This window comes from Mesorhizobium sp. B2-4-6 (assembly GCF_006442775.1).
Lineage (GTDB): Bacteria > Pseudomonadota > Alphaproteobacteria > Rhizobiales > Rhizobiaceae > Mesorhizobium.
On sequence record NZ_VFVI01000011.1, the window covers coordinates 1 to 25,173 of the forward strand.

The following is a 25,173-nucleotide window of genomic DNA, read 5'->3' on the forward strand; positions in this document are numbered from 1 at the left end:
ATACACCAGAACCAACACACAGGATTCCAGGGTCTGTGCGCGTCGCTTCGCTCCTTGCTCCGCCCTGGAATGACGAACGCGGTAAGGGCCGGATCAGCCAATCACCCAGCGCTGTTTTGCGGATAGCAGATAATCGACAGATAGCGCATCGGCAGTTGCGTCAGCTCTTCCGGTCCGTGCGGGGCGTCGGCGTCGAAGAACAGGCTGTCGCCCGGCTTCATCGCATAGAGATTGTTGCCGTGCCGGTAAACGACCTCGCCTTCGAGCATGTAGAGGAACTCCATGCCGGCATGCTGGAAGGTCGGGAACACGTCCGAATTCTCGGTCAGCGTGATGAGATAGGGTTCGACGACGACGCCGCTGGTGTTGGCGCCGATATGTCCGAGCAGATTATACTGGTGGCCGGCGCGCGTGCCGCGCCGCTCGACGTCGACACCCTGGCCGGCCTTGACGAAAACGGCGCTGTGCTCTTCCTCGAAACGGCGGAAGAACGCGGTCACCGGAACGCCCAGCGCCCGTGACAGCGCCTGCAGCGTCGTCAGCGACGGCGAGGTGATGCCGTTCTCGATCTTCGACAGCATGCCAAGTGAAATGTCGGTGGCGGTGGCGAGATCGGCGACGGTGATGCCGAGCTTCTTGCGGAACGCGCGCACCTCATGGCCGATCGCCACTTCCAACACTTTCTCGCGCGTGTCGCGGATGGCGTGAGGATTCTGCGTCAATGGCGTGCGGATCGTGCGCCCGTTCGCCGAAACGCGCTTCGGCGGCGCGTTGCCCTTCGCTGCCGCATCGGTGGACCTGGTGCCGGAATTCTTGTTCGCCATATCGCCCCCGACTCTCGCGGATTTATTTCACTCAAGGTGAACATATGCGGTGGCGATACAAGAGCGCAACCGCGACAGCAAGCCGACAAGTATCGCTGGGGACCGATGGCTGCGACGCGAATGCCACGGCTTTTGCGCACAAAAACCGTTCACGCAAACGCCGTTGCCGCAGATGTCTGTTGACAGCACCGAAGGCCCAATTACTGTCACTGTGAGTGAAATTTGTTTCGCTGGGGAAATCAAAAAGAGGAGGCCCGCAATGAAAACTCGTGTTGCCGTCATCGGAGCCGGACCGTCGGGCCTGGCGCAGCTAAGGGCCTTCAAGTCGGCAGCCGACAAGGGCGCCGAGATCCCGGAAATCGTCTGTTTCGAAAAGCAGAGCGACTGGGGCGGCCTGTGGAATTACACCTGGCGCACCGGCCTCGACGAGCATGGCGATCCGGTGCATGGCTCGATGTACCGCTATCTCTGGTCGAACGGCCCGAAGGAATGCCTCGAATTCGCCGACTACACGTTCGAAGAGCATTTCGGCAGGCCGATCGGCTCCTATCCGCCGCGCGCCGTACTGTGGGATTATATCAAGGGCCGCGTCGAGAAATCAGGCCTGCGCGAATGGGTGCGTTTCAACAGCCCGGTGCGCATGGTGACGTTTTCGGACGAGACCAAAAAGTTCACCGTCACCGCGCATGACCGCGGCAACGACGTCACCTACTCCGAAGAGTTCGACAATGTCGTCGTCGCCTCAGGGCATTTCTCCGTGCCCAACGTGCCCTATTTCGAGGGTTTTTCGACATTCAACGGCCGCATCCTGCACAGCCACGATTTCCGCGACGCTATGGAATTCAAGGGCAAGGATATCCTGATCATCGGCCGCTCCTATTCGGCCGAGGACATCGGCTCGCAATGCTACAAATACGGCGCCAAGTCGATCACCTCCAGCTATCGCTCGAAGCCGATGGGCTTCAAGTGGCCGGAGAACTGGAAGGAGGTGCCGCTCTTACAGAAAGTCGTCGGCAAGACGGCGCATTTCAAGGACGGCACCACCAAGGACGTCGATGCCATCATCCTGTGCACCGGCTATCTGCATTCCTTCCCTTTCCTCACCGACGACCTGAAGCTCAAGACCGCCAACCGGATGTGGCCGCTCGATCTCTACGAAGGCGTCGTCTGGGAGAAGAACCCGCAGCTTTTCTACATCGGCATGCAGGACCAGTTCTACACCTTCAACATGTTCGACGCGCAGGCCTGGTTCGCGCGCGATGTCATCATGGGCCGCATCAAGCTGCCGTCGGCCCAGGCGATGGCCGAGCACGGCGCCAAATGGCGCGCACGCGAGGAGACGCTGGAAGACGCCGAGCAGATGATCTGGTTCCAGGGTGACTACACCAAGGAGCTGATGGACCAGACCGACTATCCGGGCTTCGACGTCGAGGCGGTCAACCGCACCTTCATGGAGTGGGAGCACCACAAGATGGAAAACATCATGACCTTCCGCGACAACGCCTATCGCTCGCTGATGACCGGCACCATGGCGCCGATCCACCATACGCCCTGGCTGCAGGCGCTGGACGATTCCATGGAGAGCTATCTCGAGGTGAAAGGCGTGGCGGCGGAGTAAAGGCGAGGGCCGGCAGCGCCACGACGCCGTGGCCCTCAAAACTCGCAGGCCTTGGGGCGCTTGACGGCGGACCAGTCCTTCAACGGCACCGGCCTGAATTTGCCCTTGATCGGTTTGCCCTCTTCCAGATCCTTGGAGGCGGTGGCCCTGCCGGTGAGATAGTTGATGTCGCAATCGCCAAGCGTCGTCTCGACGCCGCCTGACGTCTGCTGGTTCCAGTCCCAGTTGCGGCTATAGCCGCCGACCAGAAACTTGCCGCGGCGATTGACGATCGTCAGCGTCTCTTCCGTCGATTTGCCGGCGCCGCAGCCGAAGCATGACGTGACTGCCAGCGATCCCTTGCCCTTGCTTTCGAGGCCGATGACCCGGTCGTCTGTCAGCCCTTTCCTGACGAAATCCGGCTGGCGCGCGGGATCGGGCTTCTCCTCGCCCAGATAGATGTAGAGATCGGCGGGACCGCCGGCCTCCTGCACCACGACCGCCCGGTCGGTCTTGCCATCCTGGTCGATGTCGAGCTTCAGTTCGAGACCGGGAGCATTTTCGGCAAACGCTGGCACCGGCGTCGCCGCCAGGACGACAAGCCAGGGCCAAACCGCATGATGGAATGCGTTCCTCATAAGCAGACGTCCGCCGCGCGCCGCAAAATAGCACCGCCGCGGAGCGGACGCAAAAAGCGAAACTCAGGCTGAGCCAGGTCCTGACTCAGTCTGAGCCAGGACCTGGCCGGTCGAGCATGGAGTTTCAAAAATAGCCGTCCGACGCCGCCGTCGCTTCCTTCGGGATTTCCACGCCGTCGACCAGGATCTTGTCGGCCAGTTCATGGTGGAAGCAGACCAGCCCCTTGATCCGCTCGGCTTCGTGCACCGGCTCTGGATAGTACCAGACCAGGTTCTCGTGCCGCTTCTTCGGGGTCGTCACATGGTAATAATTGGAGATGCCCTTGTAGGGGCAGCGCGAGATGTAGCGGCTCGGCGAAAACATATCGAGCCGCGTGTCCGAGATCGGCAGATAATGCCGTACCGGATGTCCGGTCTCGAACAGGAACACGCCGCGCCGCGAATCGGCCACCTGCTCGCCGTCGAGGATCACCTGCACGCGCCGCGATGAAGGCAGGCAGTCGACGCGGCGGAACGGATCGCGGGCGTGCACGAAGATCTCTTCGTCCTCTTCATACCAATGGGTCATCTTCGGCCAATAGAAGGAGATGTAGTCGCCGATCGGCGGACAGCCCTTGACGGGGTCGAGGTAGCGCCAGGCGCCGTCCTCGACCAGCGTGATGCCGGTGTTCAGCGAGTAATGCGTGGCGACACCCTTGAACGGGTCTTCGGTCGTCGTCCGGCTCGGCAGCAGGAACTCTTCCCGCACGTCGCTCATCGGGAAGTAGTATACGGGCAGATGGTCGCTCTCCTGGAACACCAGCGCCTTGGTGGTATCGGCGACGATCATCGACCCGACCTGCACGCGCAGCCGCTTGGGCGAGGGCATGGTGAAGGCGACATAGCCCGGTTCGAACTCGTACTGCACGATGTTGTCGAGCACCGGGAAATGCGGCCCGCGGCCGCGCAGATGGGGCTTGCGAATGGTCGTCGTCCTCTTCTCGTCGCCTGCGGCCGCGTTCTTTCGCGCAACCATGGTCATGACGCCACCGATACACGATCGAGCAGCAGGCCGGCGGCGATCGGCGGCAGGCCGCTGACATTCTTGCGCACCGGCACCAGGAGGTCCGGGAAATAGCTGAAGATCACCGGCGTCTCGTCGAGCAGCAGCTTCTGGATGTCGGAAGCGGCCTTGCGCTGCGCGTCGAGGTCGAGTGCCTTCAAATAGCTGGCGACCATGCCGTCATAGGTCGCGTTCTTGAAATGCGCCGCGTTCCACGGGCCATCGCTGACCAACGGGCTCTTGAGGAAGACGTTCGGCACGCTGCGATGCGCGTAGTCGGTGATGCCGAGCGGGCTGTCCAGCCAGTCCGACTGACCGAACACCGCCTTGCCGTAATATTTGTCCTGGTCCTCGATGTTGAGCGAGATGCGGGCGCCGATCTCCTTGGCGAAGTTCTGGAACAGTTGCGCGTAGCCGGGAATGTCGGAATAGCGCAGCGTCGTCAGCGTCATGTCGAAGCCGTTGGCGAGCCCCGCCGCTTCCATCAGTTGCTTGGCCTTGGCGATGTCCTGCGTGCGTTGCGCCACCGACTTGTCGGTGACCGGGAAAGCCGGCGCGAGCGGGCTGTCATTGCCGGTCGCCGCCATGCCGCGGCAGAGACCGTCGACCAGTTGGGAGCGGTCGATGCACAAGGCCAGCGCCTGGCGCACGCGCTTGTCGGTGAAGGGCGCCATGTCGCAGCGCATATGGAACTGGCGATGCGCGGTCGAGGCGACGCGCAGCACGGTGATGTCGGGATTGCCCAGCACCACCTGGCTGACATCGAGCGGGATCGCGTCGAGAACGTCGACCTCGCCCGCCTGCAGCGCCAGGATGCGAGGCTGCACGTCGCCGTAGAATTTGAACTCGAGCCGGTCAGGCAAGGCCTTCTCGCCCCAATAGTCGGGATTGCGCACGAAGCTCGCGCCGACCTTCGGCGTGTAGCTTTCGAGCCGGAACGGACCGGTGCCTTCGAAGGTCTTCTCGTAGTCGCCCTTGTAGCTCGCCGGCAGGATGACGGCGTTGTAATTGTCGATCGACACCGAATAGGGGAAGCTGCCGTTCGGCGCGTCGAGATGGAATTCGACGGTGTGGTCGTCGACCTTGCGCGTGCCGCCCTTCGACAGCAGGCCCTTGAACACCGAGAGAGCGTTGGACGTGCCGTTCGGGTCGGCAAGGCGATCGAAGGTCGCCACGACGTCGTCGGCTTTGAAATTCTCGCCATTGTGGAATCTCACGCCCTTGCGCAGCTTGAAGGTCCACACGCTGCCGTCAGCGTTGGGCGACCAGCTTTCGGCCAGCACCGGCTTCAGCGTCAGGTCCGGCTGCGTCACGCAGAGGAACTCGGCAGTCTGGAAAACCAGCTGATAGCTGCCGCTGTCATAGAAGGTGACGGGATCGATGGCACCGCCCGGCACGGCGACGCCGGCGCGCACCGTGCCGCCGGGCTTGCCTTCGGCGCGCGCCTGCGGAGCGCCGAGGCCGGCCGCCGAGGCGATGCCGCCGAGGAAGGGCAGCGACAGGCCGAGCACGCTGCCATGGCGCAGGAATTCGCGCCGGCCGATCCTGCCGGCAAGCAATTCGTCGACAGCGGAATTTTCGATTGCGCCGAGGGTTTTGCGAGCGGCGTCGATCGTCCTGAAATGCTTCGGCATGGCGGCATTCCTTGTTTGTCGCGGGGGGCTTTGGCATTTAGGCCACTGTTGACCGCGACCGGAAAGCGATATTTTTTGATTGAAGCCATCGGAATTTTCGATGGGATCCACTGAAAGGCGAGGAACCATGGACACCGAGACTCTGCGCAGTTTCCTTGAGGTCGCGGCACATGGCAGCTTTACCGTCGCCGCTCATCGGCTGAACCTCGCCCAGTCCACCGTCAGCGCGCGCATTCGCGGCCTCGAGGAACAGTTGGGGCGCAAGCTGTTCGTTCGCGATAGTGACGGCATCACGCTGACGCCGGCCGGCCGGCAATTCCTGCCGCATGCCTCGACGATCACCCGCACCTGGGAGCAATCGCGCCAGGACATCGCCGTTCCCGATGGTTACGAAACGCTGCTGAGACTGACCGCGCCCGCCTATCTCTGGGATAGCATCACTTCGCCCTGGATCGAATGGATGCGGGCGAAGCGGCCGAATGTGGCGCTCAGGCTGGAAGGCAGTTTCCCGGATCTGGCGGTCGACCAGATCGCCGAGGGCTTGCTCGACATCTGCATCCTCTATCTGCCGAAGCCGCATCCGGGCATCGTCTATGAGACCTTGGCCGTCGACCAGGTGGTTCTCGTCCAGCACGTCGGACAGCCCGGATCATGGACCGAGAATTACATACTGATGGATTGGGGGCTGGAGTTCCGCGTCGAGCACGACCGGGCCTTTGCCGGAATGGTGAAGCCGGCGATATCGGCCGGGCTGGTGTTCATCGGCTTGCAGCACGTCCTGTCGCAGAAGGCGGCCGCCTATCTGCCGCTGAGCGCGGTCAGCGCCCATATCGAGCGCGGCGAGCTGAAGTGCGTCGAGGATACGCCGGTATTCCAGCGCCCGATCTATCTTGCCTATCCGGAGAACCCTGTATCTTCCGATGCCCTCGACGTTGCGCTCACAGGCCTGCGTACGCTCGCCAGGAATCTGTCCGGCGATCAGGCTTTCGCGGAGAGCGACCGCGCTTTCAGCATGGCAGGCGCGGCGGCATTCTGATCACGCCGGCTCCACGGCCTTCGGCTTTTGCAGCCTTGCCAATTCGTCGTAGGGGATATGGCATCGGATGGTATGTCCCGGCTGCGCCTCGGTGAGTTCCGGCTCCTGCGTCTCGCAGATGGCGCCGATCTTGCGCGGGCAGCGCGTGTGGAAGACGCAGCCGCTCGGCGGGTTGGCGGCGCTTGGTATCTCGCCGTCGAGACGGATGCGCGAACTCTCGGTGCGGTCGAGTTTTGGAACCGCCGACAGCAGCGCTTCGGTGTAGGGATGGTGCGGGCCGGAAAAGACCGCCTCAGACGGTCCGAACTCCATGATGCGGCCAAGATAGAGCACGGCGATCTTGTCGGAGAGATAGCGCACCACGCCAAGGTCGTGCGAGATGAAGATATAGCTGACATCCTGCCTCGACTGCAGGTCGGCCAGAAGGTTGAGGATCGCCGCCTGCACTGAGACGTCGAGCGCCGAGGTCGGCTCGTCGCACACGACGATGCGCGGATCGCCGGCGAAGGCGCGCGCGATCGCCACGCGCTGCTTCAGCCCGCCCGACAGCTGTCGCGGCTTGACCGCGAGATGCCGGTCGGTGAGCCGCACCGAGCGGACGAGTTCTTCCAGGCGTGTATCCAGCGTCTTGCCGCTGAGCCCGCCCAGCCGCTTCAGGGCGCGGCTGAGGATATGCCGGATCGAATGCGAGCGGTTGAGCGCCGAGTCCGGATTCTGGAAGACGATCTGCACTGCCTTGACCTGGTCTTCCGAGCGGCTGGCGAGCCGTGGCGCCAACTGCTTGCCCTCGAGCTCGATCGAGCCGCCGTCGTCCGGTGCGACGAGGCCGAGCAGGAGCCGCGCGAAGGTGGTCTTGCCGCTGCCGGATTCGCCGACCAGGCCAAGAGTCTCGCCGGGCCTCAGGCTGACCGAGACGTCCTTCACCGCCCGCAGCGGGCGGCCGTGGCTGGCATAGGTCTTGTTCAGCCCCTCGACCTGCAGCACCGGCGGCGCCTGCTTCGGCGGGACGGCGGCGATCTCGGCGGGCGTGGCGCGCGGCAGCGACTGCGCCTTGTCGTAATAGTGGCAGCGCGACAGGCGGCCATCGCCGAGCTCGTAGAGCGGCGGCGGCTCGGCGCGGCAGCGTTCGGTGGCCAAGGCGCAGCGATCGGCGAAGGCGCAGCCGGTGATGGTGGCGCCGATGCCGGGCAGGAAGCCCGGAATGGTGTCGAGCCGGCCCTGGTCCTTGCGCTGGCCGCCGCGCGGCAGGCAGCGCAGCAGCGCGACCGTATAAGGATGGCGCGGATCGTTGAAGACGTCCTTGGTCGAGCCTTCCTCGACCAGCATGCCGGCATAGAGCACGCCGACGCGGTCGCACATGTTGGAGACGACGGCGAGGTTGTGGCTGATGAACAGGATCGAGGCCGACAGCTCGCGCCGCAACTGCCCGATCAGGTCGAGCACTTCCGCTTCGACCGTGGCGTCGAGGCCGGTCGTCGGCTCGTCGAGGATCAGCATCGAGGGGTCGTTGGCCAAGGCCATGGCGATCGCCACGCGCTGCTGCATGCCGCCGGAAAGCTGGTGCGGATAGCGCTGCATGACGCTCGCCGGATCGGATATGCGCACCCGGTTCAGCATGGCGAGCGCCTTGTCTTCAGCTGCCTGTCCGGTGATGCCTGCCAGCTCGAAGATCTCGGTCAGTTGGCGGCCGATGCGCAGCGACGGGTTCAGCGCCTTGCCGGGGTCCTGATAGACCATCGACACGCTGTCGGCGCGGGCCCGCCTGAGCGCTTCGCTGTCGAGCTTCATGACATCCTTGCCGTCGAGCGCGATCGAACCGCCTGTGATCGACCCGTTGCGCGGCAGATAGCGCACCACCGACAGCGCCACGGTGGATTTGCCGCAGCCGGATTCGCCGACCAGCCCGTAGGCTTCGCCGGCCCTGATGGTCAGGTTGACGTTGCGCAGCACCGCCCGGTTGCGGCGGCCGACGCGATAGGCGACCGAGAGGTCCTTTAGCTCGAGCGCATTGGCGGCTTGGCTAGGCTCAGTCATTGAACGCTCCATGCACGCCGTCGGCCACCAGGTTGACGCCGATCACCAGCGAGGCGATGGCCAAGGCATCGAACAGCACCGTCCACCAGAAGCCGCCGCCGATCATGCCGTAATTGGAGGAAATCGACAGGCCCCAGTCGGGCGAGGGCGGCTGGATGCCGAAGCCCATGAAGGAGAGCGTGGCCACCGCGAAGATGGCGTAGCCCAGCCGCACCGTCGTCTCGACCAGGATCGGCGGGATGACGTTGGGCAGGATCTCGACGAACATCGTGTGCAGCGCGCCTTCGTGGCGCAGCTTCGCAGCGGCCACATAGTCGAGTTCGCGTTCGGCCAGCACCGCCGAGCGCACGGTGCGCGCGATGATCGGCGCGAAGCTCAAGCCGATGACGACGATGACGGTGATCTTGGACGTGCCGAGGGCGACGATGGCGAGCAGCGCGATGATGACCACCGGGATCGCCATGAAGGCTTCCAGCACGCGGCTGACGATGTCGTCGACGATGCCGCGGAAATAGCCGATGACGAGGCCGAGCGCCGTGCCGGCGATGGTCGCAAGGATGGTGGCCAGCGGCGCCACGGTCAGGATGTCGCGCGAGCCGACGATGACGCGCGAGAACACGTCGCGGCCGAGCTGGTCGGTGCCGAACCAGTGATCGGCCGCCGGCGGCGTAAGGGCGTTGATGATGTCGCTTGCCAGCGGGTCGTAGGGGACGAAGTGCTGGCCGAACAGCGCGCAGACGACCCAGAACAACAGGATGAAAAGCCCGGTGAGGAACGTGCCGGACCTGGAGAGCGAATGCAGCACTTCGCCCCAGGGGCTGCGCTGTGCGGTATCGGGCGCCGGCAGGCTGGCGGGGGTGTCTGTCGCGCTCATTGCTCTGCTCCCAGCCGGATACGCGGATTGAGCACGGAATAGAGGAAGTCGGCGATCAAGGTCGCCACCGCATAGACGATGCCGATGGTGAGGATACCGGCCTCCAGCATCGGAAAGTCCTTGCCGCGCGCGGCGGTGAAGATCAGCGAGCCGATGCCCTGGTAGCGGAACAGCGTCTCGATCACGACCAGGCCGCCGATGAGATAGCCGGTCTGGGTGGCGATCACGGTGATGGTCGGCAACAGCGCGTTGCGCAGCACATGGCGCCAGATCACCGTTCGCCAGGGCAGGCCCTTCAGCACGGCGGTGCGCGTATAGTCGGAATCGAGCGCCTCGATCATGCCGGAGCGCGCCATGCGCGCGATATAGCCGAACAGCACCAGGAAAAGCGGCAGCGAGGGCAGGATGAGATAATAGAGCTGGGTGAGGACGCCGGCGCCCTTCGGCCAGGCGGCGGCGATCGGCAGCCAGCGCAGCCACACGCCGAAGATTAGGATCAGGATGATGCCGGTGACGAACTCGGGCAGCACCGTGACCGACAGGCCGCCGAGGCTGATGATGCGGTCGAGCGGCCGGTTGAAATTGAGCGCGGCGATCACCCCGCCCAGGATGCCGATCGGCACCACCAGCACGAAGGCGACCAACGCCAGCTTCATCGAATTGCCCAAGGCATCGATGACGAACGGCGCCACCGGCGCGCGGAAGACATAGGAGGTTCCCATGTCGCCGTGGAGAAAATTCCAGATCCAGCTGCCATATTGGACGAGCAGCGGCCGGTCGACGCCGAGCGAATGGTTCAGCGCATCCACCGCGCGCTGGTCGGCGAATGGCCCCAGAATGGCCCGCCCGACATTGCCGGGCAGTACCTGGCCGCCGAGGAACACCATGACGCTGAGCAGGAACAGCGTGACGAGCGACAATGCCAGGCGCCGGACGAGGAAAGCTAGAATGGCAGCGTCTCCTTACGAAGGACCTTTGCGCCCAGCCAAGCCGGACGCATCGGACAAGCTCATAGTGGCAGGCGGATCGAAGGCTGTCACGGGCGGAACAGGCCCCGTAAACCGGGACACCTGAACCAGCGTCGAATTGCAGGTCGGCGACTGCGCAAGCCGCGACGTGCCGCGATCGGGCGTCAGCACATTCGGATTGCCGTGCTTTTCGAGGCCCTCCGGCTCGCCCGGCCGGGCCGGATCGAACCAGGCGCCGGTCGGCAGCTGCACGACGCCGGGGATCAGGCTGTCGGTCAGCACGGCGCCGGCGAGGCATGATCCGCGATCATTGAAAACCTTGACCGCCGCGCCGTCCACGATGCCGCGTGCCGTCGCGTCCTCGCGATTGATCAGCAGCGGCGCGCGGCCCGCGACCTTGGCCGCCCGGCTGACCGACCCATGGTCGTACTGGCTGTGCAGCTTGTCGGCCGGCTGCGGCGACAACAGATGCAGCGGAAAATTCTCCGCCAGGCCGGCATTGCCCAGCCACTCCCGCGGCTCGCGCCATACGGCGTGGCCGGGGCAGTCGTCATAGCCGAACGACTCGACCGTTGCAGAGAACAACTCGATTCGCCCGGACGGCGTCGCCAAGGGATGCCGCTCCGGATCGGCCCGGAAGGCGCCAAGGAAGGTCTGCGACGTCACCGAGCGCGCAAGCTCGGCATGGCCGTCTTGCCAGAACCGGTCGAACGGCGGCATCTCCACGCCGGCCGCGCCGGCATTCTCCACCGCCTGGCCGTAGAGATGCCGGATCCATTCGTCGGCGCCGCGCCCTTCGGTGAAGGCATCGCTCGTGCCGAGCCGCACTGCCAGCTCGGCGAAGATGGCAAAATCGTCGCGCGCCTCTTCGAACGGCTCGATCGCCTGCTTCATGGCGACGATCAGGTTTTCACGGTTCGAGAAGCCGAGGTCGTTGCGTTCCAGCGCTGTCGTCACCGGCAGCACGATGTCGGCGTGACGCGCCGTCGCCGTCCAGAATTGCTCGTTGACGATCACCGTTTCAGGCCGCTGCCAGGCCTCGACCAGACGGTTGAGATCCTGATGGTGATGGAACGGATTGCCGCCGGCCCAGTAGACGAGCCTGATGTCGGGATAGGTCAGCGCAGCGCCGTTGAAGTCGAACGATCCGCCTGGATTGAACAGCATGTCGGCCACGCGCGCGACAGGGATGAAGTGCGCCACCGCGTTCCTGCCCTGCGGCACCGAAGGCCAGCGGAATCCCATCTCCGGCCTGCCGGCGCCGTTGGTGGAGGAATAGCCGAAGCCGATGCCGCCGCCCGGCAGCCCGATCTGGCCGAGCAACGCGGCCAGCGTGATCGCCGCCCAGTAGGGCTGCTCGCCATGGTCGGCGCGCTGCAGCGACCAACTGACCATCAGCATGGTGCGCTTGGCGGCCATCTGCTGGGCCAGTGCATCGATCGTTGCCGCGTCGACGCCGCTGAGTTTCGCCGCCCATTCCGGATTCTTCGGCTGGCCGTCGCTGTCGCCCATGAGATAGGCGCGCACGATGTCGAAGCCGGTGCAATAGCGTGCGAGGAACGCCTCGTCGTGAAGGCCCTTGCGGATCAGCACATGGCAGAGCGCCAGCATCACGGCGGTGTCGCTGTTCGGCTTGAGCGGCAACCATTCGGTGTCGACGCCGCGCGGCGCGTCGTCGCGCACCGGCGAGACATTGATCAACCGTGCGCCATTGGCGACGGCGTTGCGCAAAGCCGCCGACGCCTCGTGCCGCGCCGAGCCGCCGCCTTGCACCTGCGCGTTGCGCCATGGCAGCCCGCCGAAGGCGACAATAAGCTTGGCGTGCCGTTCGATCCCGTCCCAGGTGGTGTGGTTGCCGGTCAGCGCATCGGTGCTGCCCAGCACATGCGGCAGGATGATCTCGGCCGCGCCATAGGAATAGCTCAGCACCGAGCCGGTATAGCCGCCGATCGTGTTGAGGAAGCGATGGACCTGGCCCTGCGCATGGTGGAAGCGTCCGGCGCTCGCCCATCCATACGAGCCCGCATAGATCGCGCTGTTGCCATGCGTCGAGCGAACGCGCTCCAGCTCAGCCGCCACGATATCCAGCGCGATCTCCCAGGACACTTCGACGAAGGGCTCGTCGCCGCGCCTGCTTGCCGGGCTGGACCTGTCTCCCTCCAGCCAGCCGCGCCTGACGGCCGGGCGGGCGACGCGCAGCTCGCCTTGCACCGTGCCGAGCAGCGACCGGCCGATCGGCGACGGGTCGGGATCGCCGCTCCACGGCTCGACGCCGACGAGCCGGCCGTTCTCGGCGCGGACCTCGTACGTCCCCCAATGCATGGTGGTGAGCAGGGTTGCGGTTCCCATGGGACGCATCATCCCGCCGCGACGGTTGAGGGCAGGGCGCCTTGTCACCCTGCTCCGACCGGCCGCGAATCGCCAGCCCCCTTCGAGGCTGGCGGTGCGGGATCTATGCTTGCCTCATGCTCAGCCTTTCGACGCCTTCTCGAGAAACAGCTGCGACATGGCGGTGGGCTGCACGCCCGCCACGCCCTTCGCCGTCGCCGTCAGGTAGTCGTAGAAATAGCCGAAGATGACCGGCGTTTCCTCGAGCAGCAGCTTCTGGATCTTGCTGGCCGTGGCCTTCTGCGCTTCGAGGTCGAGGGCCGCGATATAGCTCGCCGCCATCTGGTCGTAGTCCTTGTTCTTGAAGTGGGCGGCATTCCAGGTGCCGTCGCTCTTCAAAGGCGCCGCCAGATAGACGTTGGGCACGCCGCGGTGGCCGTAGTCGGTGATGCCCATCGCCGAATCCAGCCAGTTCGATTTGCCGAACACGGCATCGCCATAATAGGCGCTCTGGTCGAGGATATTGAGCTCGAGCTCGATGCCGATTTCCTTGACCCAGTTCTGGATGAGCTGGGCGTATTCAGGGATCTCCAGATAGCGCTCGGTGGTGAGCGTCATCTTGAAGCCCTGGCCGACGCCGGCCGCTTCCATCAGCTGCTTGGCCTGGGCGATATCCTGCTTGCGCTGCGGCACGCTGGTGTCGGTCGAGGGGTAGACGGCGGCGAACGGGCTGTCGTTGCCGAGCGCCGAGCGTCCCTTCATCAGGCCGGCGGCGAGTTTCTCGCGGTCGAGGCAGAGCGCGATGGCGCGGCGCACGCGGGCATCTTTCGTCGGGCCTTCGTCGCAATGCATATGCAGCTGCTGATGCGCGGACGACTTCAGGCTGACGATGTCGACATTGGGGTCGTTGAGCACGGCGACGCCCGCCAGCACCGGCATCTGGTTGATGATGTCGATCTGGCCGCCCTGCAGCGCCAGGATCTGCGGCTGGATGTCGGTGAAGAAGGTGAATTCGGTGCGGTCCGGCAGAGCCTTTTCGCCCCAGTAATCGTCGTTGCGCACGAAGGAGGCGCCGACCTTGGGCGTATATTTTTCGAGCTTGAACGGCCCGGTGCCGTCGAAGCTCTGTTCGTAGCCGCCCTTGTAGCTCGCCGGGATGATGACGGCGTTGTAGTTGTCGGACGACAGCATGTAGGGAAAGTTGCCGTTCGGCGCATCGAGGTGGAATTCGACGGTGTAGTCATCGACCTTCTTCGAAGCGCCCTTCTGCAGGATGCCGGTGAATACCGACAGCGCGTTGGACGAGTTTGCCGGATCGGCGAGCCGGTCGATGCTGGCCACCACGTCGTCGGCCTTCATCTCGCCGCCCGAGTGGAATTTCACGCCCTTGCGCAGTTTGAAGGTCCACACCGTGCCGTCGGTGTTCGGCGACCAGCTTTCGGCCAGCGCCGGCTTCAGAACGAGGTCCGGACCGTCGACGCAGAGGAATTCCGCGACCTGTTGCATGACGAGCAGGCCACCGGCGTCGGCGATGGTGACCGGGTCGATCGCCGCTGCCGGCACGCTGCTGCCGACGCGGATGGTGGCGCCGGGCGCGCCGGCGCGAGCGAGCGAGGGTGCTGCACCGAAGCCGGCGGCCATGCCGATGCGGCCGAGCAGCGGCAGCGACAGGCCGAGCAGGCTGCCGTGGCGCACGAATTCGCGACGGCTGATACGGCCGTCGATCAGGCCGTCGATGAGGTGGTTTTCGAGTGGCGTCCGGCTGCGCCGGATGAGATCGAGAATGCGATAGTTCTTGCTCATGGGTCTAAGCCCTTTCCCCAGTTGTTGTGGTTGGCGGGTGCATTCCGGTAGACGAGTTCCGTGGAGTTCTCCGGTCCAGGCGCTCAGTATCGGTCGATGTACAGTAGCATGCGGTTCCGACCGGTCCATCCGCTCCTTGGGACGGAAAAGTCAGATTTTCTTGATGGATTGTCTGTCGGCCAGGCGGCCCATGGTCGCCTTATTCCCGATAAGTCCTGTTTGCTTTTCGACATCCTCCTAATTCAGCGGCAATCTGCGGTAGGTCCCGGGCTTTTCCGGGTCGTGATATTTGTTGCAGGGGCCGTTTTCGACGAAGTCGCGATGGCAGGCGGCAAGCCTTTCCCGCGACAGGGTGACCCCGAGGCCGTGGCCTTCAGGCACCCGTACGACGTTGTTTTTCGGCGCGAACGGGCCTTCCTCGATGATGTCCATCGGCTGCATGCGAAACAGCGACTGGTTGGGCTCCCTGATCCAGCCGAGTGCGGCGCACAGATGCATGTAGCAGGCGCTGCCGATGCCGGTGTCGCCGCTGTAGCACCAGTAATCGATGCCGGCGTGCTCGCAGGCGCCGACGAAGCGCAGCATCCGGTTGATGCCGCCATGCGCCGTCGGGTTGCCGACGATGGCGTCCGGAACCTTCAGCTCCATGGCGCGGGCAATGTCGATGTTGTGGGTCGAAAACGGGATCGAGGTGTGGCGGCGAAGCTCGCGCATCTCCTCGATGGTCGCCACCGGATCCTCCCAGTTGCGCACGCCGAGCTCTTCCAGCGGCCGCGCCAATTGCCTGGCGGTCGCCAGCGAATAGGCCTGGTTGGAATCGATGCGGATCATCGCATCGTCGCCAAGCTTCTCGCGGATCAGATCGACCATCTTCAGCGAAACTTTCGGATCGTGCGTCGAGAACTTGCCCTCGAAGAAGGTCGTGCCGTGGCGCTCGTTGAGTTCGACGCAGTAGTCGGCGACTTCTTCCGGCGTCCTCTCGCCTTTGACCGTGGCTCCGTCGCCGCGCAGAGAGAAATAGTCGGTGAAGGGAATTTCCTTGCGCACCGCGCCGCCGAGCAGCTGGTAGAGCGGCTGCTTCCATGCTTTGCCGCGCAGGTCCCACAGCGCCATCTCGATGGCGCCGAAAGCCATGATGCGGGTGCGGTCGTTGATCGACTGCACGCCGCTCCAGAAGGGCAGGCAGACTTCCTCCGCTCCGGCGATGTCGAAGGCGTCACGCCCGGCAAGCCTCGGCGCCAGCACGTCGTTGATGATGGCGGCCGCGCCTGGCGTCGGCGCCTCGCCGATGCCGACAAGCCCGTCCGCGGTCTCGACCTCGACGATGGTCGGCGAGAAGCCGTCGAGCTCGCCGAAGACCCAGACATAAGGGGCCTCCAGCCTGTAATTGATCGGTGTTGCCTTGACGCCCCTGATCTTCATTTCAGCCGATCTCGAAGAAGGGTTTGCCGAGCAGGCCCGGGTCCACGTCGATGCCAAGGCCGGGGCCATCGGGAATGCCCATATGGCTGCCGGTCACCGGCGGCGCGTTGGTGGCCGTGCGCACCGTCACCCATTCGTGAAATGCGATGGCGTGCAGCCGGCGCTCTTGCGGCGTCGACAGCGACAGATGCGCCATGGCCGCGGTGTCGATCTCGGCGCCGCCCGTATCCTCGACCGTGATCATGAAGCCGAGATCGACGGCGACGTCGCGGATCAGCCTTGTCTGCGTCACGCCGCCCAAGCGCGAAATCTTCAGCGTCAAACCGTCGGCAGCACCCCTGCGGTGGATATCCAGCATCTCGCCCAGCGAAGTGACGGATTCGTCAAGCACCATCGGCTTGTCGAGCATGCGGCGCACCGACATGTTCTCCTCGATGGTCGTGCAGGGCTGCTCGAACGTGTAATCGATGCCGCGCGTCGCGTCGGCGAACTGCCGCGCCTGGTAAGGCGTCCAGCCGGCATTGGCGTCGCAGAAGATCACTGTGCCTTTCGGCACCGCCGAGGCGACCGCGCTCACTCGCTCGATGTCGTCGCGCACATTGCCGCCGACCTTGACCTGCAGGCGCCGACACCCTTCGGCGATGATCCGCTTGGCCAAAGTCGCCATCTGGTCGAGCGTGCCGTGGGTGACGACCCGGTAGGTCTCCGCCATGTCGCTCTCGCGCCCGCCGAGCATCGTCACCAGCGGCACGGCGGCCGCGCGGGCGGAGAGATCCCAGCACGCCATGTCCAGCGCGGACTTGATGTAGGGATGGCCCTTGAACACCGTGTCCATCAGCCGGCCGATGCCGGCAAACCCGCGCGGATCCTGGCCGATCAGATGCGGCGCGATCTCCGGCACGCCCGCGCGTGTTCCCGCCGGAAACGCGGCCGAATAGAAATTGCCGAGCGGCGCCATCTCGCCCCATCCGGTCACGCCGCTGTCCGATGTGATGGCGACGATCACCGCGTCGAAGCAGTCGGCGACCCGCCCCTTGGACATGCGGTAGGGACCGTCCACGAAGGGCTGGACGACATGATAGGCTTTGATGCTCTTGATTTTCACGTTTGTATCCGTTGTCCGCACGTCTTTCAGTTCTTCGATGCGCGCTTTTCGAGGCCGCGCGCATAGGCAAGAAGTTCCTCGAAATCGAGGCCGATATGCTCGCGCGCATGGCGCTGGGCGGCGCGCATGTCCGAGCCCTTGAGCAGGGCGACATAGGTTTCGTGCACATCCTCGGCCGGCACCGGCTCGTTGCGGGCGCGCTGGTGCAGGGCGAAATACATCCGCAGCCGGCTGGTCAGCCGCTGCCAGGTCTCCAGCAGCACCGAATTGTCGGCCCATTCGTAGATCAGCCCGTGCAGTTGCAGCGCCGTCTCGATCTGGCGCGTGGTGTCCTTCGCCCGCGTCGCCTGCTTCACCGCTTCATGGCGGCGGTCGAGCTCGTCGAAGAAGCGCTGGTCGCGCTGCGGCCAGGTCTTCTCGATGGCGAACTCGTCCAGCACCTGGTTCAGGGAATAGGCGTCGACGATATCCTTGGCGGTGACCTCGATGACGAAGGTTCCGGCATAGGGGATGCTGGTCAGGATGCCCTCCTGCACCAGCTCGCGCATCGCCTCGCGCAACGGCGCGCGGCTCACCCGCATCTGTTCGGAAATCCTGAGCTCGTTGAGCTTTTGTCCCGGTTCCAGCTGACCGGTCAGGATGGCGCGTCTCAGCAGGGCGACGATCTCCGCCCTGCGCGTCGTATCCGCGATCGGACTGAAATCCGACTTTGCCATGTGTCGACTCCCGAGAGGAATTTCTGCAAGACAAGCAGATTGTCGACAATCTAACAAGAGCCGATTTCCACGAATTCCGGATTTTGAACCGGCAGCATCAAGCCGCTCGCCCGTAGAAGCCGATCCGCTCCTCTTCGGTGAACATGACGCCAGGACGTTCGTAGTAGGAAAACACCGCGATCATGCGCTCGCGATCGCCCTCGACGGTGGTCACGCGGTGCGCGGTGTTCTTGCCGCGGAAGACGTTGAGCGTGCCGGCATTGATGCGCAGGATCTTGGCATCGGGATCGCGTCCCTCGAGCAGCTTGGCCACGCCGTCATAGTTCGGGTTGTCGTCCGAGCGCAGGTCGGTGCGGTATTCGAAGTCGCCGCCGACCTCCGGGGCTTGCAGCAACAACGTCGTGGTGAATTCCGAGCGGTCGAAATGCCAGTTGAGCGCTTCGCCGGCGCGGTAGCCCATGACGTTGGCGCGGGCCAGAGGATCCTGCATGACATGCAACTGCGGCTTGTCCATCGTTGCCGCCAGGAACCGCGCCAGCGGCGCGTATTCGTAGATTGAAAGGACGGTGCTGCCCGGGATCTGGTCGGCGCAGACCGTATGGCTGATCGTCTCGACCTTGCGCAGCGCCGGATGGTCCGGCGAAAGCTCCGGGATCGACGGCTTGAAATAGATATTGTGCATGCGCTTGTGGACATGCGAGTGCGTGTCCATCACCGGCCGGATCTCTGCGACCGCCTTTTCGGCAATGCCCGGGCGCAGAAAACCTTCCAGGTTGAACATGCCGTTAGCCGCCAGCGCGGCCTTGGACTCGTCCACCAGCCGCTGCCATTCGGCGCTGCCTTCGCGATTCAGCGGGTAGCGGTCCAAGTCGAGAATGTTTTCGATCATAGCGTCCTCCGAAATCTGAGGCCTACTACACGGCAAGGAAATCTTTGCCGCAACGCGGAAAATTGTTAGGCTTTCTCAAGAGAAACTTTCGAGGGAAACGTGGACAAGCTTCCGCCATTGAATGCGATGAGGACTTTCGAGGTCGCGGCCCGTGCCGGCAGCTTCACGCTCGCAGCAAGCGAGCTCGGCGTCTCGTCGGCCGCGGTCAGCCAGCAGATCCGCAACCTGGAAGACTGGTTCGGCAAGCAGCTCTTTATGCGCAACGGCAATCGTATCGCGCTGACCGATGCCGGCCACGCCATCTATCCGCAGACGGCGCATGCGTTGGGCGAGATCGCGGCGGTGGGCCGGCGCATGCTGGAAGGCGGTTTGCGCACGCGCCTCGTGGTGAGCGTGCCGTTCTCGCTTGCCGAGCTATGGCTGGCGCCGAGGCTTGGCGTGCTGCTCGGCAGTTTTCCGCGGATGCCGATCGATGTGCGGGTCGAGGACGATCCCGTCGACGTGGTGCGCCAGAACATCGACCTGCGCATCTCCTATGGCGATTATCACTATCCGGCGCTGAAAATGATCCGGCTCGTTCATGACGAGGTCCTGCCGGTCGCGTCGCCCGAGTTCTGGCAGCGTCACGGCAACGGGGCCGCCAGCTTGGCGGACGTGCACGAGAGCCACTTCATCCACACCAATTGGGGACCGAACTATGCCTCGCACCCGAGTTGGGCGGACTGGTTCACGGCCGCCGGCGGCAGCCGCGCGCCGGACCCGTCCCATGGCCGCCGCGTCGGTCTGTCCAGCCTGGCGATCGGCGCCGCGCGGCTGGGGCTGGGGATAGCCCTGGGACAAAGGGTGATGGCGAATGCCGATCTTGAGGCGGGCCGATTGATCGCCCTGTCTTCAGTGTCCGTCCGCCTGGGCCAGCCTTATTGCGCCTTTATGCTGCCGGCCAAGGCCGAGCGCGCGGATGTTGCGGGACTAGTCGAACTGCTTGGCAAAACATCACCGTACCCTCCCGCCTTTGCCGGTGTGCTTCGATCGGCAACCGCCTAGTCATCAGGCTGTGTTGCTACTTTCTCGACTACTTCTGGACTGACATGCATGAAAGTCAGCTCGAAGGGAGACGGCAGGGCATCAGCCGATTCTTCGCCTCTTTGGATTGCATCTTTGATGACAGCGGCATGCATTGCTTCAATCAAGGCAGCCAAGCCGTTACGAGACTTAAACGCAGGGCTCGAATGATTGTCATTCTCATCGAAGTGCGAAAATGCGCTGCGCACATGTATCTCAAAAAATTCTTGAGGTGGCGCCTCGCTTATCCTTGACAACTCAGCGGCCAACTTTTGCAAAGCATCGCGTGTCATATAGACAGTTAGGCCGGTGCAATCGATGTACAAAGCCATGGTGCTTACTGTCATGAGATGTCTTCCGCCACGGTGCCTGTGCTGACGTATTGTCCCGACGATCCTATCGCTATGAATACCGCGCAAGCTAGTGGTGCTATTGCCAGGCTGGGTATTGCGAACTCACTGCCACTCAACAAAAACGGCGCCCTCGACGTGGGTGTCGAGGGCGCCGTCGGACCGGAAACTGATGGGGGTTATCAGCTGGCCGGTTTCGGTTGCGGCAAGGGAGAAACCGGCATTCCGGGTCCGATTTTCTGCAGATTGCCCGTGATCACCTGATCGGTCTCGGAGATGCCGGAGGTCACGGAAATCAGGTCGCCATCGGTGGGCCCAAGCGACACCAGCTTCTGGTCGACAGTGTTGCCCTTGCCGATGACATAGAGATACTTGCCGAGCTGGCTGGAACCCAGCGCCACCTGCGGCACCATCAGCGTGTTGGGCTGCTCCTTCACATGCAGCCGCACCCGCACATACTGTCCCGGCAGCAGCGTGAACTTGGCGTTGCCGATCGTGGCGCGCGCCGTGATCGTGCCGGTCGAGTGGTCGATCGTGTTGTCGATGAAGGTGAGCTCGCCCTTCTGGCTCGGCTGGGTCTCGCCAGGCAGGAGCACGTCGACGGCGATCGGACCGGCGGCCTTCGCCTGCTCGATCTGGACGAGGTCGCTCTCGCTCGGATTGAAGGTCACATAGATCGGGTCGAGCTGCACCAGCGTGTTGAGCACCGTGCCGGCGACGCTGACCAGCGTGCCGACCGAAGCCTGGTTGCGGCCGATGCGTCCCGAGAACGGCGCCTTGATCTCGGCATAGCCGAGATTGAGCTCGGCCGTGCGCACCGCCGCCTGGTCGACGGCAAGGGCGGCTTGCGCCGTGCGCAGATTGCTGGTGCGCTGGTCGAAACTGTCCTTGTCGAGGTAACCGGCCTTGGCAAGATCGGTGCCGCGGCCGAGATTGGATTTTGCATAGTCGAGCGTTGCGGTATCGCGCTGCACCTGCGCCTTCGCCTGGTCCAGCGCGGCCTGATAGTCATCGGGCGCGATGCGGTAGAGCATATCGCCCTGCTTGACGTCGCCGCCGTCGGCCGCGGTCTGCTCCTGCAGATAGCCCGGCACGCGCGCCTGCAGCGTGATGCTGCGGATCGACTCGACCCGCGCGGCGTAGTCGAGATAGATCGGCAGCGTCTTTTTGACGACATTCACCACCGGCACCGGCATGACGAAGGCTGCCGGCGCGGGCGCGGCGCCCGCCGTGCCTCCGCTGAGATTGCCCATGTCGAGCAGGTGGACACTTGCCACCGAGATCGCGCCCAACGCGACGGCCGTCCCCAAAGCGATTTTCCATCTACGCATTTTGATCTCCAATCCTTATTCAGCCGCCTGGGCCAGCGGCTGAAGCGCCAGCTCGGCGGTCGGTTCAATTTCTTCTGGCCGAGGGGCGTCGTGGTGGCCCTTGGCCGTTTCCTTTTCGCTGCGTTCGCGCAGCTGCTCGATCACCGCGTAGAAGACCGGCACGAAGACCAGCGACAGTATCGTCGCCGCCACCATGCCGCCGAAGACGGTGGTGCCGATCGACTGACGGCTTGCTGCACCGGCGCCTGTCGCGAACATCAGCGGCAGCACGCCGAGGATGAAGGCGAAGGCCGTCATCAGGATCGGCCGCAGGCGAAGCCTCGCGGCTTCCATCGCCGCTTCGACGATGGTGAGCCCTTCCTCGCGCCGGCGTCTGGCGAACTCGACGATCAGGATCGCGTTCTTGGCCGCCAGGCCGATCAGCATGACGAAGCCGATCTGCGAGTAGACGTCGATCTGCATGCCGCGCAGCATCAGCACCGCGAAGGCGCCGAACAGGGCGAGCGGCACGGCGAGCAGCACCATGAAGGGCATCGCCCAGCTTTCATACTGCGCCGCCAGGATCAGGAAGACGAAGACGATCGCCAGCCCGAACACCACCGAAGCGATCGACCCGGCCTTGAGCTCCTGATAGGTGATGCCGGTCCACTCGTAGCCGAAGTCGCGCGGCAGCACGTTCGCCGCCGCCCGCTCCATGGCCGCCACCGCCTGCCCGGACGAGAAGCCGGGGGCGGCGCCGCCATTGATCAGGGCGGACGCATTGTTGTTGTAGTGCGGCACGGTCTCCGGACCGACGATCGGCACCAGTCTGCCCAGCGTGCTTAGCGGCACCATGCCGCCCGACGCATTGCGCACATAGAGCCGCGAGATGTCGGTGGCGTCGGCGCGCGCGTCCTTGTCGGCCTGGATGGTCACACGGAAGGTACGGCCGAACAGGTTGAAGTCGTTGACGTAGAGCGAGCCGAGATAGATCTGCAGCGTGTTGAACACGTCCGGCAGGTTGAGGCCGAGCAGCTTCGCCTTGCTGCGGTCGAGGTCGTAGTTGAACTGCGGCGTCGAGGTCGAGAAGGACGAGAACAGCTGTTGCGGATTGAGCTCCGGCTGCTTGCGCGCTTCTGCGATCAGCGCCTGCGTGACGTCGTTCAGCGCCGCACTGCCGCGTCCGGAGAGATCCTCCACCTGGAACTCGAAGCCGCCGGTGGTGCCTATGCCGGGGATCGAGGGTGGGTCGAAGGACAGCGCGAACGCATCCGGCATCTGCAGCAGCTTGCCACGCACCTGCTCGACGAGTTTCGACGCACTCTGGTCGGGTCCGCGTTCGTCCCAGGGTTTCAGGATGGCGAATTCCACCGCGGAGTTCGACTGTGCGGCGCTGGTGAGGAAGTTCAGGCCGCTGATCGAGCCGACGATGTCGACGCCGGGCGTGTTCTGCAGGATATCGCGCGCCTTCTGCGCCACCGCATCCGTGCGTTCGAGCGAAGCGCCGTCCGGCAGCTGGATGACGACGAAGAAATAGCCCTGGTCTTCGACAGGCAGGAAGGTCGAGGGCAGTTTCTGCCAGACGAAATAGGTGGCGACCAGACCGGCCGCGAACAGGACGAGCATCGCCCAGCGCAGCTTGATCAGGATGCGCACGCCATGCGCATAGGCATGCGACAGCCAGTCGAAGCCGGCGTTGAACCAGCGGAACAGCACGAACTGGGTCTCGCCGCGATGGCGCAGGAAGGCGGCGCTCAGCGCAGGCGACAGCGTCAGCGAGTTGAAGGCGGAAATGCCGACGGAGATCGCGACTGTCAACGCGAACTGATTGTAGAGCCGGCCGGAGACGCCGGGGATGAAGGCGACGGGAACGAACACCGCCATGAGCACCGCCGTCGTGGCGATGATCGGGCCGGTCACCTCGGCCATCGCCGCGCGCGTCGCGGCAAGCGGCTTCAGCCCGGCCTCCAGCTGTCGCTCGACATTCTCGACCACGACGATCGCATCGTCGACGACAAGACCGATCGCCAGCACCATGCCGAGCAGCGAGAGCATGTTGAGCGAGAAGCCCAGCATATACATGATCGCCAATGTCGCGATCAGCGAGACGGGAATGGCGATGGTCGGGATGATGGTGGTGCGCCAGCTCTGCAGGAAGACGAATACCACCGCCACGACCAGCACCAGCGCTTCGCCGAGCGTGATCAGCACGTCATGCATCGAGGCCGACACGAAGCGCGTCGTGTCGTAATGCATGGCGTAGTGGACGCCCTTGGGAAAACGCTGCGACAGCTCCTGCATCTTGTCCTTGACCCGCTGCTGCAGGTCGAGGGCGTTGGAGCCCGGCATCTGGTAGACGGCCAAAACCACGGTCGGGTCCTTGCCGAAGAAGGCGGATGACGAATATTGCAGCGCGCCGAGCTCGATGCGGGCGACGTCGCGCAGGCGCACCAGCGAGCCGTTCTGCGAATTGGCGCGCACGACGATGTCGCCGAATTCCTTCGGGTCGCTGAGGCGGCCCACCGCGTTGACCTGCATCTCGAAGGCGGTGCCGGCGGGCGCCGGCGACTGGCCGATCTTGCCGGCCGCCACCTGCACGTTCTGCTCGGCGATCGCGTTCTGCACGTCGACGGCGGTGATGCCGAGATTGGCAAGCTTGTCCGGGTCGAGCCAGACGCGCATCGAATAGCGGCGCTCGCCGAAGATCTGCACGTCGCCGACGCCGGGCAGGCGCTTCAGCGGATCGACCACCTGCAGATAGGCGAGGTTGCTCAGCGCCACCGGATCGACGGAGCCGTCCGGCGAGGTGAGGTCGACAATCAGCACGAAATTGGGGTTTTGCTTCTTGATCGTCACGCCGCCCTGGTTGACGATGGCCGGCAGGGAGGATGCCGCTTGCGAGACGCGATTCTGCACGTCGACGGCCGCCGTGCTCAGCGGGTAGCCGACGTCGAAGGTGATGGTGATGGTCGAGGAGCCGTCATTCGAGCTCGTCGACGACATGTAGGTCATTCCCTGCACGCCGTTGATCTGCTGCTCGAGCGGCGTGGTGACCGTATCGGCCACGACCTGCGCGCTGGCGCCCGGATAATGGGCGCTGACCACGACTTGCGGAGGGGTGATGTCGGGGAACTGCGAGACCGGCAACAGGAAATACGCGATCGCACCGGCGAGCACCATGATGATGGCGATCGCCGACGCGAAGATCGGGCGGTGGATGAAGAAGTTCACCATGATGCGGACGCCTCGCCGAACGGTTTTGCGAAATGGCGCAGGCGCCGGGCCCGGCCGGAACCGGAATCCGCCAGGAAGGAAGGCGGGACATCGTCACCCGGCGCCTGTTCCGCTGCGCGCGAGCGCAGCATCCGTTCGAAGGCTTTTGGGTCGATCCCGTCCGCCTTCATCACCAGCCGGATCATCGGATCCCGGATGGCTTCGTCGATCGTCAGGTCTTTGCGCTTTTGCATAGGAGCGGCTCCTTGCTCGGCCCGCATCGACTGATCACGGGCCGCTTTTTTCTCGTTCTTCACCGGCCGAAGCC

20 protein-coding genes are annotated in these 25,173 nt (G+C 64.2%); 3 read left to right on the top strand and 17 right to left on the bottom strand.

All coding sequences use genetic code 11. The annotated features are described in order from the left end of the window. Nucleotides 1-101: 101 nt before the first annotated feature. Nucleotides 102-824 carry an XRE family transcriptional regulator gene (locus FJ957_RS23650; protein WP_140835242.1) on the bottom strand — a complete coding sequence of 241 codons (723 nt, stop codon included), beginning with the start codon at nt 822-824 and terminating at the stop codon, nt 102-104. 259 nt (nt 825-1,083) lie between these two features. On the opposite strand from FJ957_RS23650, the gene FJ957_RS23655 reads away from it, so the two are divergent. Continuing rightward, nucleotides 1,084-2,442, top strand: coding sequence for an NAD(P)/FAD-dependent oxidoreductase (locus tag FJ957_RS23655; RefSeq protein ID WP_140835243.1), 1,359 nt, complete (start codon nt 1,084-1,086; stop codon nt 2,440-2,442). A gap of 35 nt (nt 2,443-2,477) precedes the next feature. On the opposite strand, the gene FJ957_RS23660 is transcribed toward FJ957_RS23655, so the two are convergent. From FJ957_RS23660 to FJ957_RS23670, 3 genes are all read right to left on the bottom strand, one after another. After that, nucleotides 2,478-3,059 (bottom strand): hypothetical protein, encoded by a 582-nt coding sequence (locus FJ957_RS23660; protein ID WP_140835244.1) that lies wholly within the window; start codon nt 3,057-3,059, stop codon nt 2,478-2,480. Nucleotides 3,060-3,183: 124 nt separating this feature from the next. Continuing rightward, a complete protein-coding gene (locus tag FJ957_RS23665; RefSeq protein ID WP_140835417.1) occupies nt 3,184-4,074 on the bottom strand; it encodes a DUF427 domain-containing protein in 891 nt (296 codons plus the stop codon). A gap of 2 nt (nt 4,075-4,076) precedes the next feature. Then, on the bottom strand, nt 4,077-5,735 hold the full coding sequence (locus tag FJ957_RS23670; RefSeq protein ID WP_140835245.1) for an ABC transporter substrate-binding protein: 1,659 nt from the start codon (nt 5,733-5,735) through the stop codon (nt 4,077-4,079). 127 nt (nt 5,736-5,862) lie between these two features. On the opposite strand from FJ957_RS23670, the gene FJ957_RS23675 reads away from it, so the two are divergent. Further along, nucleotides 5,863-6,771, top strand: a complete 909-nt coding sequence (locus tag FJ957_RS23675) for a LysR family transcriptional regulator (RefSeq protein WP_140835246.1) — start codon at nt 5,863-5,865, stop codon at nt 6,769-6,771. Here the strand turns inward: FJ957_RS23675 and FJ957_RS23680 are convergent, their stop codons facing one another. The 9 genes from FJ957_RS23680 to FJ957_RS23720 form a co-directional block, all read right to left on the bottom strand. Then, the gene (locus FJ957_RS23680; protein WP_140835247.1) at nt 6,772-8,805 is read right to left on the bottom strand and encodes an ABC transporter ATP-binding protein; all 2,034 of its coding nucleotides are present in this window, start codon (nt 8,803-8,805) and stop codon (nt 6,772-6,774) included. Continuing rightward, complete coding sequence (locus tag FJ957_RS23685; RefSeq protein ID WP_140835248.1) at nt 8,798-9,679, bottom strand: ABC transporter permease; 882 nt, start codon at nt 9,677-9,679, stop codon at nt 8,798-8,800. Before FJ957_RS23685 ends, FJ957_RS23680 begins: the two co-directional genes overlap by 8 nt. Next, a complete protein-coding gene (locus tag FJ957_RS23690) occupies nt 9,676-10,629 on the bottom strand; it encodes an ABC transporter permease (protein WP_140835249.1) in 954 nt (317 codons plus the stop codon). The genes FJ957_RS23685 and FJ957_RS23690 overlap by 4 nt, the downstream gene beginning before the upstream one ends. A 12-nt stretch (nt 10,630-10,641) precedes the next feature. Continuing rightward, nucleotides 10,642-12,996 carry a molybdopterin guanine dinucleotide-containing S/N-oxide reductase gene (locus FJ957_RS23695; RefSeq protein WP_140835250.1) on the bottom strand — a complete coding sequence of 785 codons (2,355 nt, stop codon included), beginning with the start codon at nt 12,994-12,996 and terminating at the stop codon, nt 10,642-10,644. Nucleotides 12,997-13,116: 120 nt separating this feature from the next. Beyond that, on the bottom strand, nt 13,117-14,778 hold the full coding sequence (locus tag FJ957_RS23700) for an ABC transporter substrate-binding protein (protein ID WP_140835251.1): 1,662 nt from the start codon (nt 14,776-14,778) through the stop codon (nt 13,117-13,119). A 237-nt stretch (nt 14,779-15,015) separates the two neighbouring features. Beyond that, nucleotides 15,016-16,200 carry a mandelate racemase/muconate lactonizing enzyme family protein gene (locus FJ957_RS23705; protein WP_140835252.1) on the bottom strand — a complete coding sequence of 395 codons (1,185 nt, stop codon included), beginning with the start codon at nt 16,198-16,200 and terminating at the stop codon, nt 15,016-15,018. 1 nt (nt 16,201) lies between these two features. Further along, nucleotides 16,202-17,305, bottom strand: a complete 1,104-nt coding sequence (locus FJ957_RS23710; RefSeq protein ID WP_140835253.1) for a mandelate racemase/muconate lactonizing enzyme family protein — start codon at nt 17,303-17,305, stop codon at nt 16,202-16,204. 26 nt (nt 17,306-17,331) lie between these two features. Then, nucleotides 17,332-18,021: a GntR family transcriptional regulator gene (locus FJ957_RS23715; RefSeq protein WP_140835254.1), complete on the bottom strand. Its 690-nt coding sequence runs from the start codon at nt 18,019-18,021 to the stop codon at nt 17,332-17,334. Between the two features lie 97 nt (nt 18,022-18,118). Continuing rightward, on the bottom strand, nt 18,119-18,910 hold the full coding sequence (locus FJ957_RS23720; RefSeq protein WP_246674123.1) for a 2OG-Fe(II) oxygenase: 792 nt from the start codon (nt 18,908-18,910) through the stop codon (nt 18,119-18,121). Between the two features lie 99 nt (nt 18,911-19,009). Between FJ957_RS23720 and FJ957_RS23725 the strand changes: the two genes are divergently transcribed. Beyond that, nucleotides 19,010-19,954, top strand: coding sequence for a LysR substrate-binding domain-containing protein (locus tag FJ957_RS23725; protein ID WP_140835255.1), 945 nt, complete (start codon nt 19,010-19,012; stop codon nt 19,952-19,954). Here FJ957_RS23725 and FJ957_RS23730 read toward each other — a convergent pair. The 4 genes from FJ957_RS23730 to FJ957_RS23745 all read right to left on the bottom strand — a co-directional run bounded on the left by FJ957_RS23730 (nt 19,951) and on the right by FJ957_RS23745 (nt 25,099). Further along, complete coding sequence (locus FJ957_RS23730; RefSeq protein ID WP_140835256.1) at nt 19,951-20,319, bottom strand: hypothetical protein; 369 nt, start codon at nt 20,317-20,319, stop codon at nt 19,951-19,953. The genes FJ957_RS23725 and FJ957_RS23730 overlap by 4 nt on opposite strands. Before the next feature lie 185 nt (nt 20,320-20,504). Further along, complete coding sequence (locus FJ957_RS23735) at nt 20,505-21,653, bottom strand: efflux RND transporter periplasmic adaptor subunit (protein ID WP_140835257.1); 1,149 nt, start codon at nt 21,651-21,653, stop codon at nt 20,505-20,507. 15 nt (nt 21,654-21,668) lie between these two features. Then, nucleotides 21,669-24,866 (bottom strand): multidrug efflux RND transporter permease subunit, encoded by a 3,198-nt coding sequence (locus FJ957_RS23740; protein WP_140835258.1) that lies wholly within the window; start codon nt 24,864-24,866, stop codon nt 21,669-21,671. Next, nucleotides 24,860-25,099: a hypothetical protein gene (locus tag FJ957_RS23745; protein WP_140835419.1), complete on the bottom strand. Its 240-nt coding sequence runs from the start codon at nt 25,097-25,099 to the stop codon at nt 24,860-24,862. Before FJ957_RS23745 ends, FJ957_RS23740 begins: the two co-directional genes overlap by 7 nt. Between the last annotated feature and the right edge of the window lie 74 nt (nt 25,100-25,173).